At 31.6% G+C, this 14192-nt stretch carries 10 protein-coding genes; 8 read left to right on the top strand and 2 right to left on the bottom strand.

Features of this window, described 5'->3' with window-relative positions; all coding sequences use genetic code 11:
* Nucleotides 1-47: 47 nt before the first annotated feature.
* The 5 genes from BUE10_RS00900 (at nt 48) to BUE10_RS00875 (ending at nt 6661) form a co-directional block, all read left to right on the top strand.
* Nucleotides 48-914 (top strand): hypothetical protein, encoded by an 867-nt coding sequence (locus BUE10_RS00900; protein ID WP_073481296.1) that lies wholly within the window; start codon nt 48-50, stop codon nt 912-914.
* Nucleotides 915-1371: 457 nt separating this feature from the next.
* Entirely contained in the window at nt 1372-2118 is a 747-nt protein-coding gene (gene fabG, locus BUE10_RS00890; protein WP_073481292.1) for a 3-oxoacyl-[acyl-carrier-protein] reductase, read from the top strand.
* 127 nt (nt 2119-2245) lie between these two features.
* On the top strand, nt 2246-4273 hold the full coding sequence (locus tag BUE10_RS00885; RefSeq protein WP_073481290.1) for a hypothetical protein: 2028 nt from the start codon (nt 2246-2248) through the stop codon (nt 4271-4273).
* Nucleotides 4274-4724: 451 nt separating this feature from the next.
* Complete coding sequence (locus BUE10_RS00880) at nt 4725-5621, top strand: LysR family transcriptional regulator (RefSeq protein ID WP_073481288.1); 897 nt, start codon at nt 4725-4727, stop codon at nt 5619-5621.
* 74 nt (nt 5622-5695) lie between these two features.
* Nucleotides 5696-6661 carry a YeiH family protein gene (locus BUE10_RS00875; RefSeq protein ID WP_073481286.1) on the top strand — a complete coding sequence of 322 codons (966 nt, stop codon included), beginning with the start codon at nt 5696-5698 and terminating at the stop codon, nt 6659-6661.
* 103 nt (nt 6662-6764) lie between these two features.
* Here BUE10_RS00875 and BUE10_RS00870 read toward each other — a convergent pair whose 3' ends face one another.
* Nucleotides 6765-7715: a hypothetical protein gene (locus BUE10_RS00870; RefSeq protein ID WP_073481284.1), complete on the bottom strand. Its 951-nt coding sequence runs from the start codon at nt 7713-7715 to the stop codon at nt 6765-6767.
* Nucleotides 7716-7886: 171 nt separating this feature from the next.
* Between BUE10_RS00870 and BUE10_RS00865 the strand changes: the two genes are divergently transcribed.
* A complete protein-coding gene (locus tag BUE10_RS00865; RefSeq protein ID WP_073481282.1) occupies nt 7887-8885 on the top strand; it encodes a zinc dependent phospholipase C family protein in 999 nt (332 codons plus the stop codon).
* Between the two features lie 725 nt (nt 8886-9610).
* Here the strand turns inward: BUE10_RS00865 and BUE10_RS00860 are convergent.
* Complete coding sequence (locus BUE10_RS00860; protein WP_073481280.1) at nt 9611-11701, bottom strand: LTA synthase family protein; 2091 nt, start codon at nt 11699-11701, stop codon at nt 9611-9613.
* Between the two features lie 201 nt (nt 11702-11902).
* Between BUE10_RS00860 and BUE10_RS00855 the strand changes: the two genes are divergently transcribed.
* Together BUE10_RS00855 and BUE10_RS00850 are read left to right on the top strand one after the other, a co-directional pair.
* Nucleotides 11903-12568 carry a response regulator transcription factor gene (locus BUE10_RS00855; protein WP_073481278.1) on the top strand — a complete coding sequence of 222 codons (666 nt, stop codon included), beginning with the start codon at nt 11903-11905 and terminating at the stop codon, nt 12566-12568.
* Nucleotides 12569-13975, top strand: coding sequence for a sensor histidine kinase (locus BUE10_RS00850; protein WP_073481276.1), 1407 nt, complete (start codon nt 12569-12571; stop codon nt 13973-13975).
* The last annotated feature ends 217 nt before the right edge of the window (nt 13976-14192 follow it).

Raw genomic sequence — 14192 nt, 5'->3', positions numbered from 1 at the left:
AATAAAATTATATATTTGATTCAATATTAACAAATAAAAATATATTTATGAAAAATTTAAAAGAAGCTAAAATCAAATTAGTTTCAAAACGAGTATCTTCCAAATTATCTCTATTTGGATTTATTGCAATATTTATTTTAATAATTTATTCGTGTTCTACATCAGAAGAAGAATCTTTAAACAAATCTGGAGTTAGTAAAACCAAAACGGAAACAGTAGAAAATAAAACAGAAAATTCAGTTATTGTGCCTGTTGGTATACAAGAGAATTTAAATGCATTAACAGCTCAAGTTTATGCAAATACTAAAAATTTAGATGCTGCATTGAATAAAAATAGATTTATCGATTTCAATGCACAAGCAATGCAAAAATTAAATACAGCGAAAACAGAATCTGAGTTAAAAATCGCTTTTGAAATGGGTGGAATAGCTAATAGTCAAGAAGTTATTAATATTCTTAAAAATACTATAGCAAACGAACAAATATTTGTTTCACAAAATGTAGGATTTTATGATTTTACACCTGAGCAACAAACAATATTAATAAATAAAAGTATAGAAGCTTATAAAAATTCGAATCCACCTGGTGGTTTAGTAGGTACTAATAATTGTGCTAGAATCTTTAACAAGACAATAGATAGATGTGCTGACGATTATATATATTGCGCAATTGGTGCTATTGTAGGGACAGCATTTGGAGGATATGCAGCAGGATTGCCAGCAGCAGCAACTTGTATGGTTAGTAAATTAAATTGTGATGGAAGAGCAAAAGAAGATTATAGAGAATGTCTTATCGAACCAGTGTCTCCTGATGGGCCACCACCGCCAACTGGAGAATTGACATTACATTGTGATAGAGATAGCTGCTGGACAACGGATTCAAATGGTAAGTTTGTTGAAAGAATTATTGATTAATTTTTGAATCACATCTAATGAAAAATTATATAACATCAACAAGCTTTGTTTCCATTTTATGGAGTTTAACACTTCTGATATTATCATTTTTTTTTTCAGAATATGTTACAGGTTATTTAATCCTTTCTCTTATAATAATAATTCCTCTGGCGACTATTAAAATGATAAAAATGCTAAGAGAAGACAGACTTAACGGGACAACATTATTTAAAGAAGCAATTTATAGAATGCTGATTATGTTGGTAGTTCTTGTAGTGATATTTTTTATTACAAAACAAAATCATATATAGTAATTTTTAGTTTTAATTTTTATTTTGGAGAAAGCAGCTCAATTTATTGAGCTGTTTTTTGTTTGTAATAAAAAGAAAATTCTGAGCCAAATTTTGTATTACAAATTTTATTAAACGCCCAAATACTCTATATTTGTATTTCAAAAAATAAAAACGAATACCTTAATATGAAATTACTAGAAGGAAAAGTAGCAATCATTACTGGCGCGAGCCGCGGAATTGGTAAAGGAATTGCAGAAGTTTTTGCTAAACACGGAGCAAACGTAGCATTTACATACAGTTCATCTGCTGCATCTGCAGAAGCTCTTGAAGCTGAATTGAATAGTTTAGGAGTTAAAGCAAAAGGTTACCAATCTAACGCAGCCGATTTTAATGAGGCACAAACTTTTGTTGATGCTGTTTTAGCAGATTTTGGAACAGTTGATATTTTAATTAACAACGCCGGAATCACAAAAGATAACTTACTTATGCGTATGTCTGAAGCTGATTTTGACCAGGTTATTGATGTTAACTTGAAATCAGTTTTCAATATGACAAAAGCAATCCAAAAAACTTTCTTAAAACAACGTGCAGGTTCTATTATCAATATTAGTTCTGTAGTTGGAGTTTCTGGAAACGCTGGGCAGACAAACTACGCAGCTTCAAAAGCCGGAGCAATTGGTTTTACAAAATCAGTAGCTTTAGAATTAGGTTCTCGTAATATTCGCTGCAACGCAATCGCTCCAGGTTTTATCGAAACTGAAATGACTGCAAAATTACCAGAAGATGTAGTAAAAGGATGGAGAGACGGAATTCCGTTGAAACGTGGCGGAACTACTGAGGATGTTGCAAATGCATGTCTTTTCTTAGCTTCAGATATGAGTGCATACGTTACAGGACAAGTTCTTAATGTTTGTGGAGGAATGCTTACTTAATAGTTTGCAGTGTTCAGTTTTAAGTATTCAGTAAATATAAATCTGATAATAATAAAGAGAACACATTTGTTATAATTCGATTTTTAATGCTGATCACTAAAAACTGATTACTGAATACTAAAAAAATATGACTACAAACACGATTTTATTATTATTACTTTCTTTAGTAATAGCGGGTGGTTTGTCGTACTTTCAATACTTTTATAAAGCCAAAAACAAATCAAATCTGATTTGGTTTTTGGCTTTTTTACGTTTTTTGGCCATTTTCGGATTATTGGTTTTATTGATAAACCCGATAATTTCTAAAAGTTCGCTCGAAATAACTAAAACACCATTAGCCATTGCAGTCGATAATTCGAGTTCAATAACAGCTTTAAAATCAGATAAAAAAGCAGTCGAATTATATCAAAAGCTAATTTCAAACCCAGCGTTAAAAGAAAAATTCGAAATTCAGTCGTATCAGTTTGACGACGAATTTAAAACCTCAGATAAATTTGATTTCAAAGGAAAACAAACCAATTTAGATGAAGTTGCCAAGAATTTAAAAAGTATCAACAAAAACCTGACTTTCCCAACGGTTATCATTACCGACGGAAATCAAACTACAGGAAACGACTATGTTTATAGATTCGATCCTGCCAATAAAGTTTATCCTTTGGTTGTAGGAGATACAACCACGTTTTTTGATTTAAAAATAAATCAGCTTAACGTAAACAAATACGCATTCCACAAAAATAAATTTCCCGTTGAAGTATTCCTGCAATATGCCGGAGACAAAACCACAACTGCCGATTTTACAATTTCGCAGGGAAATTCAGTTGTAGCAAAAGAAAAAGTTTCTTTTTCTCCATCAAAAAAAACAGCCACTTTAAATTTGCTATTACCAGCAGATAAAGTCGGATTACAAATTTTTAGAGCGAACATTTCATCAAACGCAAAAGAGAAAAACAGCTACAATAATATCAAGAATTTCGCAGTCGAAATAATCGATCAAAAATCAACAATAGCAATAGTTTCAGCAATAAATCATCCTGATATTGCGGCTTTAAAACGTTCTATAGAAGTTAACGCACAGCGTAAAGTAATCTTGGTTAAACCAAATGATATTAATCAGTTACAAGAAGCTTCCGTTTTGGTTTTATATCAGCCGACTTATGCTTTCAAACCAATTTTTGACAACAATAAAGCAGCCGGAAGAAACACCTTTATCATAACAGGTAACAGCACCGATTTTAATTTTCTAAACCAGCAGCAAAACAATTTAAACTTTAGAATGAGCGGACAGGTTGAAGATTATTTATCAGAGTTTCAATCACAATTTAATCTGTTTGCAATTGATAATATTGGTTTTGAAAACTTTCCACCATTGCAAAATGCATTCGGAACAATTTCAACAAATGGAAATGTATCCGTTTTACTTTCTTCAAAAATTAGAAACGTTTCTACAAATGCCCCTTTATTGGCTTTCGCCGAAAATCAAGGAAAACGAACTGCTTTTCTTTTAGGAGAAAACAGCTGGAAGTGGCGTTTACAAAGTCATATCGACAATCAGTCATTTGAAAAATACGATGTTTTTGTAGATAAGATAATTCAGTTTTTAGCGACGTCGACTTCAAAAAAATCATTGGTTGTAACACACGAAAGCTTTTATAATTCAGGAGAAGAAATTGTAATCAACGCGCAATACTTCAATAAAAACTATGAGTTTGACGAAAAAGCAAGATTAACAATCACGGTTACAAATGCTGAAACCAAACAAGCTAAAAACTACGATTTATTAAAAGGAAATAATTCGTTCTCCGTAAATTTAGAAGGATTAACAGCCGGAAAATATAATTTTACCGTAAAAGAATTAAACTCAAACACATCGTATTCAAGTTATTTTGAAATTTTAGATTTTGATATCGAAAAACAATTTGTAAATCCAGATGTTTTAAAATTGAAACAATTGGCATTACAAACCAACGGAAAAGCTTTCTTCGAAAATCAAGCACAAGATTTGATCAATACACTTTTAGAAAATAAAGAATACAAATCAATCGAGAAAAATATATCAACCAAAACTCCAATAATTGACTGGGTTTGGTTATTGATTTTAATTGCTGCTTTATTAACGACAGAATGGTTTGTTAGGAAATATAATGGGTTGTTGTAGTTTTATATACATTATTATGTGAAGTCCCTACGGGACAAAATTGTTCATGAAATGTTGGTTTTGCTACCGATATTTAATCTCTACGAGATTATTTCATTAAAATTTTTATAGAAAAACTCCGTTAGGAGTTTCATATCGGTAGAAAAAAAACACAAAAATCAATTTATCCCGTATAGAAATAAATTCCGTTAGGGGTTTTTCGTTGGTAGATAGGTAAAAAATAAGATCATCGAAATAAATTTGTCGCATAGAAATAAACTCCGTTAGGAGTTTCAGGTCGGTAGAAAAAAAGATTACCAAAAATAAATTTGTCCCATAAAGAATAAAACTCCGTTAGGAGTTTCATATCGGTAGAAAAATAAAAATCACCAAGTAAATTTGTCCCGTAGGGACTATACCCAATTTAATTCGTGTAAATTCGTGAAATTTGTGTTTCACATTAAATAACAATATGGATTTCAGGCTAAAAGTTTTCTACACTGTTGCACTCCGCCTTAATTTTACTAAAGCGGCAACCGAATTGTATATTACACAGCCGGCAGTTTCGAAACATATTCAGGAACTCGAAGAAACCTACAAAACAAAACTTTTTGAACGAAACGGTTCTAAAATTGCTTTAACTCCAGCCGGAGAAATTCTGCTAAAACATACTAAAGAAATCTTCGAAATTTACCGTGAAATCGATTTTGAAATGAGTTCCTTTATCAGCGAACGTCAAGGATTGCTGCGATTAGGCGCAAGTACCACGATTTCACAATATATAATTTCTCCCGTTTTGGCACGTTTCCACCAAAAACAAAAAGACATAAAAGTCAATTTGTTAAATGGTAATACAGAACAAATTGAAAATGCTTTAATTAATAAAGAAATTGAAATTGGAATTGTAGAAGGGCAGTCAAAAAATCAATCCATAAAATACATTCCGTTTTTAAAAGACGAACTGGTTTTAGTCTGCAATAGCAATAATCCATTTGTGCAGCAAAATGAAATCTCGGTAAACGATTTAAAATCAATGAAATTCATAACCCGTGAGCGCGGATCAGGAACACTTGAAGTTATAGAATTTGCACTTAAAAATGTCGGTTTAAAATTCTCTGACTTACAAATCGAAATGCAGTTAGGAAGTACAGAAAGCATAAAATCATATTTATTAAATTCAGATTGTTTTGCATTTATGTCCATTCATGCAGTAAGCAAAGAATTGAAAAACAAAGAATTAATTGTTTTAGATGTTGAGAAATTAGCAATCGAAAGACATTTTTATATCATTACTTTATTAGGAAAATCAGATCCTTTATCAGAGTTGTTTATTCAGAATATCGCAAACCATTATAACTTGAAGTTATAGTCGATTGTATTTTACGATTGGCGAATTCCATTTAATCGACGGAACTTTGCAGAGTAAATATCAATTACTCTACTTTGAAAACGAAACAACATTCCGCATCACATTTATTTGAAATAAATCATTTTTTACAGCAGTTAATTTTTGCTGTGGTAATCTTGTTATGTTTATTTTCGATAATTTCCCCGCCAGTTGCTTTATTACTTGGCGTTATCATAGTGAATGTATTCGGAAATCCATTTGTAGAATTCAACAGCAAAGCCATAACTTTTTTATTGCAGTTTTCGGTAGTAGGTTTAGGCTTCGGAATGAACGCAGCAAGCGCATTTTCAGCAGGAAAAGAAGGATTTGTATTGACTATATTTTCAATTTTCAGCACTTTAATATTTGGTTTTCTGTTAGGAAAATGGCTTAAAACCGAGAAAAAAACATCCCATTTAATTTCATGCGGAACCGCGATTTGCGGTGGAAGTGCTATTGCAGCAATTTCTCCCGTAATAAAATCAAATGAAAATCAAACATCAATTGCTTTAGGCGTAATATTTATACTAAATTCAGTTGCGTTGTTTGCCTTCCCATTTATCGGACATCAACTTGATTTGTCTCAAAAAGATTTCGGATTATGGTGTGCCATTGCCATTCACGATACAAGTTCTGTAGTTGGAGCAGCCAATAAATATGGTGCCGAAGCCTTGCAAATCGCAACAACTGTAAAACTGGCCAGAGCCTTATGGATTATTCCAATTTCACTTTTAACAGCCGTTATTTTTAAAAATAAAAACAGTAAAATCAAAATTCCTTATTTTATTGGTTTATTCGTTTTGGCAATGCTTATCAATTCTTACGTTCCGCAAGTATCGATTTTTGCACCGCATATTGTAAACCTGGCAAAAATTGGTTTAACCATAACGTTGTTTTTAATTGGAACAACTTTAAATGTAAACACTTTAAAATCAGTAGGAGTAAAGCCTTTGCTCCAAGGAGTTTTCCTTTGGATATTTATTGCAGGCTTAAGTTTAGCATCAATTGTTTTTTTAAATTAAAATTAAGATCAAAAACAATAAAGAATTGCTTAATGAAACTTGACAAAAATTTAAAGACAACAGCTTAATAAACTTAATGTCTTAATGGTAAAATATTAGATTATCATTTTACATTAGAAAACTTTACAACAGGTTTACCAATCAATTTATATGATTTTCCTTTAAAAGAAAAACGTCTTTCGATCTCAAAATTAAATGATTTTTTAGTTTTTGCCATTGCAGCGATTTCTTCAGGAAGATCAACCTCAAATTCATCTTCGGCTTTAGCGGTTTTATTAAAAGAGCCGTTCGTTTTTATAATAATATCCCTAAAATGTTTTTTAGTATTATCGTTGACAACAGTATAAGAACCAGACCATTCAACACTTGCAACATTTGTTAATTGATATTTTTGTACTTCCATAATAGGCTGATATTTACCATCAAAACCAGCGACTAAGTATAACCAGCCTTCAAAAGGACCGCCAGCACCGCCATTTACATGTAATAAAGTAAAAGCATATTGATCTTCACCAATTTGCAAAAGTTTAGGCTTTGGAGATTGTGAAAAAGCGCCAAAAGCAGCAACTGCAGGCTGAAAAGATCTCATTTCCCAAACATTGCCGTTTTTTGCAAATTTTGCTAAGCCTAATAAACCGCCAGAAAAACGTCCGGTTTGTAAACCATCTGCATCGTAATAAGAATGATTAAAAGCCAATATTTTGAATTGATTTCCTTTAGAATCAGCATAATCAATGTTGGCAAGAAGTCTTGTTGCCACACCTTCAGAATAAGGAAACAATTGATCACCTTCAACACCATTCACATCAGTAAAAGGCAAAGGTTTACAAGTTTTACATTTCCAGCTTATAAAAGTATTGTGATCAGAAAGATTGTATAATTTTCCTGGAAACAGCTTTTGCATTGTTTTTACACCATCAACAGGATCAGAGATTTTAAGTACTCTTTTTGAGTTTAAAATAGTATCGTTAACATTTTTTAGCTCTATGTCAGTTTCTTGAGAAAAACAAATTGTAGTAAAAAATAGGAGGATAAATAAATTAAAGCGGCGCATATTTATAAGGTTTAGTACTACAACAAACATACAAAGAAAAATTGCTAACATGAGCTTATATCACTTATATGGTTTGAAAATTTCAAAAAGTTAAATTAACATATTCTTTAAGGGTAATCTTTTAAATTATCTTTAAATACGGTAACTTTGCCTTCCAAATACAAAAACAAAATGAAAAACTTCAAAATGAGGCCAGAGTTAATCGCATTCTTCGCATTAATTATTGGTTTTTTTACTTTATCATGGGGAATTGTAGGCCATGAAAGAATTAATAAAGCAGCTGTAATGGCTTTACCACAGCAACTTCAGGTTTTCTTTTACAACCACATTGATTTTATTACGCAGGAAGCTTCTGTTCCGGATATCCGTAAGTATGCTTTAAATTACAAAGACGAAAATCCAAGACATTATTTCGACATGGAAAACTTTGGTTCTGCTGACAGTATTCCGCAGTCAATGGAAGCCGCAAAGAAAAAATACGATGCTAAATTCCTGAACGATAACGGAATTTTACCTTGGTATATTGAAGATATGATGGCGAAATTAACCAAAGCTTTTAAAGATAAAAACAGGGCAGAAATTTTATTTCTTGCTGCAGATTTAGGTCATTATATTGGTGACGCACATATGCCATTACATACTTCTGCAAATCATGACGGACAATTGAGCGACCAAAAAGGGATTCATTCTCTTTGGGAAAGCAGACTTCCTGAATTATTTGCTAAAAATTACAAACTAAATGTTCCTCAGGCGCAATATTATGGAGATGTTCACAAAGCAATCTGGGATATGATAAACGATACGCATAGTTTAGCGCAGCCATTATTAGACATCGATAAAAAACTAAGAACTTCAACTCCGGAGAATCAGGTTTTTAAAATGGATGCTGACGGAAAAGTGCTGAAAAGTAAATACAATACTCCAATTTTCTCTGACGAATATGCAAAGAAACTAAACGATCAGTTAAACGGAATGGTGGAGAGCCAAATGAAAAAAGCCATTACTGCAACAGCAAGTTTTTGGTATACAGCATGGGTAAATGCCGGAAAACCAGATCTAAGCGATTTAGATTCACCAGCGGTAACACAAAGAAACAACCAAGCTTTAAAAGACGATTTATTATTGTTTAAAAAAGGAGATTTATTCGGATTGAAAAATCAGAATGATTAAATTTTTGTTTCAGGTTTAAAGTTTCATGTTAAAGCCTCAAATTCATTTAGAATTTGAGGCTTTTCTGCTTTTAGTTGGAATTTGGAATTTAAAATTTTGACTCAGATTATAGATTTAGATTACGTAGACGCACTGCTGTGCGTCTCTACGATTAGTTCATGTCGATCAATGTGAATCAATTCATGTCAATATTTTTATACACAACGATTATGTAGAGACGCACAGCAGTGCGTCTACGTCCAGTATATCAAGAACGGATATAAAAAAATCTGTTTAAATCTGCTTTTTCTTTGCGGATCTTGCGTAAATCTTTGCGCTCTTTGCGGTTAACTAAGTTTTGGAATTTTGATTTAGATTGTAGATTTAGATTGCGTAGACGCACTGCAGTGCGTCTCTACGATCAATTCATGTCGATCAATTCATGTCGATCAATTCATGTCAATCAATTCATGTCAATCAATTCATGTCAATCAATTCATGTCAATCAATTCATGTCAATCAATTCATGTCAATCAATTCATGTCGATCAATTTATGTCGATCAATTCATGTCAATATATTTTATACACAACGATTATGTAGAGACGCACAGCAGTGCGTCTACGCCCAGTATTTCACGCCCAGATATAAAAAATCGGTTTAAATCTGCCAAATCTGCGTGCCATTAACCGCAATTTTTAAATTGGAATTTGGAATTTGGAATTTCAGAATTGAAAATTTAAAACTTTACTTCTGATATTTTTTCTCTTTCAATAAAAACGAAGCAGATTGATAATAAGAAATGGTTTCATTAACCAAATCTATATTGTGCTTTTTCAATGGCATTTCGTCATATTCAACCTGAAAATCAGATGAAACACTATCTTTTGAATCTAATTTTAAAGCAAATTGTTTCACCTCTTGTTTAGGCGATAAAATAGTCAAAACATTATCCTTTATTAAACCCAAATCCTGGTAAGTAGCAATAAAAGCCCTTGGTTTATAAGAAGGTTTTAAAACATCTTGTCCGAAAAACTTACTGTCATAATCAAAATGCAATAACCCAAAAAGCGTAGGCATAAGATCAATTTGCGACATTAATTTATTGCATTTTTCAGGTTTTTCATTCGGTGTATAAATAAAAGCCGGAATTCTGTATTTGTCAAGCGGAAGTTCTGTTTTTCCGGCACTCGAAGCACAATGATCAGCAACAATTACAAAAACAGTGTTGTTGAACCAAGGCTGTTTTCGAGCCATATCAAAGAATTTTTTCAGAGCATAATCAGTATATTTTACACCGCCGTCGCGAGATTTAATATCGCCTGGAATATCAATTTTATTGTTTGGATACGTAAAAGGCCTGTGGTTACTCACCGTCATAATATGATTAAAGAAAGGTTTGTTCTGCCTTGCTTCAGCATTCATGACTTTAATAGCTTTGTTGTACATATCCTCATCACAAACTCCCCAAACATTTGAAAATGTGATTTCTTCGGGAGTAAAACTAGATTTATCAACAATTTGATAACCATTGCCAGAATAGAAATCTTGCATATTATCAAAAAAAGCATCTCCGCCATACATAAATTTTACGTTGTACCCTTTTTGTTTAAATATGGAACCGGTCGAAAATTTATTTTTATTGTCTTCACGTTTTACAACACTTTCTCCAGCAGTTGGCGGCAGACATAAAGTAACAGCTTCAAGTCCGCGAACAGTTCGGTTTCCGGCAGCATACAAATTAGTAAACTGCAGGCTTTTTTGCGATAAACTATCTATAAATGGCGTTATATTTTCTTGATTTCCGTATGTTTTCATAAAATTGGCACTTAAACTTTCAATCGTAATTAAGACCACATTTTTATGAGATTCAAGAGAATCGCTGGATATTTTTTGAATCGTATTCTCTCCGGAAATAGTAGGGAACTGTTTCTTCAAAATAGCAAAAGCTTCCTGATTAGGCAGAGTTTTGTAAAATTTGAAATAATCTAATTTGTTGTTTTCAAAAGCCAAATAGAACTTATATAATCCATTAGACTGTAATTCGTTTACAAATACATTTTTAGAGTTTTCGGTCTTCGCCAAAGTAGGAATTGCAATAAGAGAAATAACAAACAAAAGCCAGTAAACTCCGGAAATTTTTACTTTTTCGGTAAAAGAAGGAATCTCGTTAAGATAGTCCTTAGATCGTTTTACTATAAAATAAGTGACAATCCCGCTAACTAGAAATAAAGCCGAAAATAAAGGAATTACAGGATAAGACTGCATAATATTTCCGATAACTTCATTGGTGTAAATGAGATAATTAACCGCAATGAAATTGTATTTTACACCAAATTCATTCCAAAAGAAATATTCACTCAATCCGTTTTGCAGAATTAGTAAAACATATAGAAAAACGACAAATGAATAGAGCCAAAATCTAAGTTTGGTTCTGTATTTTGGCAGTAAAAGAAAAAGTGTAAATAAAGTTGTTTTTAATCCAATAAAAATCAAAACAATTCTGGGCAAAGCACCACCATATTCGTCAAAAATACTTTTTCCCGAAGCCGTATATAAAAATAACACAGCTAAAAATCCTAAAATAACATAACCATAAGGTTTAGTATATTTAGATTCTGAAAGGAAAATGAGATACAGCCAAAGAAAAACCGCGGCAATCACGAAAACAAAAAAATCTGAAAGTAATCCTAAACCAAAAATTTTTAAGCTTTCTAAAAAATTAAAAGAACTTTGTGTTATAGGATGAAAAATCAGTACAATTCTCAATATAAAGCTTACAGAAAAATAGAAAATGGCCAGATTATAAAACGGGGAAAATTTTTTGCAGGAATTCATGGTATTTTATTTTCTGCAAAATTAATTTCGAATAATGAACGGCAGATGAAGTTACCCTTTTACCTTACTTAGTTAACACTTAATGTTTGCTTAAGATCACGAATTTTAACCTATTGTTATGATTTTAAGAGGTTAAAAGCCTTAAAATCTCTATCTTTGAAGAGTAAAAGAGATATTAATCCTGGATCAAAATAATACGATATGCATATTTTAATTGTTGAAGATGAGTTAGGAATTGTTCAGTTTTTAGAACAGGGACTGCGGGAAGAAGGGTATAAAATTACAACCGCAAATGATGGTTCAAAAGCTTTTGAATTAACTCAGAATCATAAATTTGATTTGATTTTGCTCGATTGGATGATTCCTAAAATCAATGGTTTGGATTTATGCAAAGCAATCAGGATCAAAGACCAAAAAACACCCATAATTTTTTTAACCGCAAAAGATACGGTTCAGGAAACTATAGAAGGCCTAAAAGCAGGTGCAAATGACTATATCAAAAAGCCTTTTAGTTTTGAAGAATTGGTAGAAAGAGTTAAAATCCATTTTAGAAACAGGGGCGGCGGTGAAACGCTGTCATTGGGAACTATTAAAATAGATCTTACTAAGCATATTGTTTTAAAAAATGATGAAGAAATTGCTTTAACACAAAGAGAATTTGAACTTTTGACTTATTTAATACGAAACAAAGGAAAAGTCTGCACGCGAAACCAGATTTTAAAAGACGTTTGGGATATTAATTTTGAATACGATACCGGCGTAATTGATGTTTTTATGAATGCCATTCGTAAAAAACTCAAATTAAAAATAGAAGAAGATTATATCAAAACCATCCGCAGTGTAGGTTACATTGCAAATGACTTATAAATGAACCAGCTTTCCTTTAAAAACAGAATTGCCTTAAACTATATCATAACCACAGGTCTATTGATTCTTGTGGTTTTTTCGGTTATATATTCTATCGTAAAACATACCGTTTACAGTCACATCGACGAAAATATCAAAGTTGAAATTAAAAATCATTTAGAAGAAATTAAAGTACAAAACGGCAAAGTAATCCTTATTGATGAAGAAGAGTGGGAGGAACGTGAACACAATACCGTTGATGTAAATCCTGTTTTTGTGGAGTTTTTAGATTTGAATAAAAAAATTATTGAAAAAGCGCCAAACCTAAAAACACAAACACTTGAATTTCATGATTCTGTTGGGGATTATGAATTGTTTGATACGAAAATGGGAGATCATGCCATTCGACAAATTCAGGTTAAATTAAGTGTTCAGAATAAAGAAATAGGCTATATCATTGTAGCAATGTCCCTGTCGGATTCTAAATTGGTATTAAACAATTTATTTGATATCATGTTTTTGTCTTTTTTAGCGATTTTAATATTGTTGTTTTTTCTGGCCAGATTTTTTGCAGGCAGAAGTATTAAGCCCATAAATGCCATAATTAATACTTCAAAAATTATTACAAAAGACAATCTGAAAGCACGCATTCAGCTGCCTAAAACACGCGATGAATTGTACATACTTTCGAAAACCATAAACAATTTATTAAACCGAATTGAAGATGCGATAGAACGTGAAAAACAATTCACATCTGATGCTTCGCACGAATTAAGAACACCATTAACCGTTATTAAAGGAACACTTGAAGTGCTTATTCGTAAACCAAGAGATAATAAGGAATACGAGGATAAAATAAATTATTGCATCAACGAAGTCGACCATTTAAATATGCTCGTAGATCAGCTTTTAACAATGGCTCGATTTGACAATCAGAAACAACAGATTAATGCAGAAAAAGTTTATTTAAATGCGATAATTTTAGATGTTTTAACCCTGAATTCTGAAAAAATAAAAAATAAAAAACTTGATGTAAAATTTGATGCCGGAACAGATTTTTATATTCAGTCAGATAATTTCTTAATCATTACAATTCTTAGAAATATTATTTCAAATGCTTTGAAGTATACAAATCCTGATGGAGAAGTTTCGATTTTGCTATTTAAAGAAAACAATAAAATAGTTTGCAAAATTTCTGATAACGGAATTGGTATTGCAAAAGAAGATTTAGAAATGATTTTAAACCCATTTTTCAGATCTAATTATACCGAACATCCAGAAATTAAAGGAGTTGGTTTAGGACTTTCTATTGTAAAAAGAATTACAGAACTGCTTCATATTAAATTTAAAATTGAAAGCGAGATAGGAGTAGGGACAACAGTAATTTTAGTATTTAATAAGGATTTGGAAAACGTTTTCGTAAATTGAAAATTTTCAATAAAAACAGCGCTTCAGATTTTTTTTAACAATAAACTATCGTTAAGTTATATTAAAAATTGCTTTTTTATGAAATTAACTAGTATATTTGCAACCGAATCAAAGAATTATAAAAACAAACCAAACAATGATTTCAAATCAATTACATCATCATCATTTTCATTATTGCTCTCAAGCGATGTGTTAATGGTATGCATGTAAATCATCA

The sequence above is a fragment of the Flavobacterium sp. CF108 genome, assembly GCF_900129795.1.
Classification (GTDB): domain Bacteria; phylum Bacteroidota; class Bacteroidia; order Flavobacteriales; family Flavobacteriaceae; genus Flavobacterium.
Note: the sequence above shows the minus strand (reverse complement) of the source record. Positions and strands in the feature narration are given on the sequence as shown.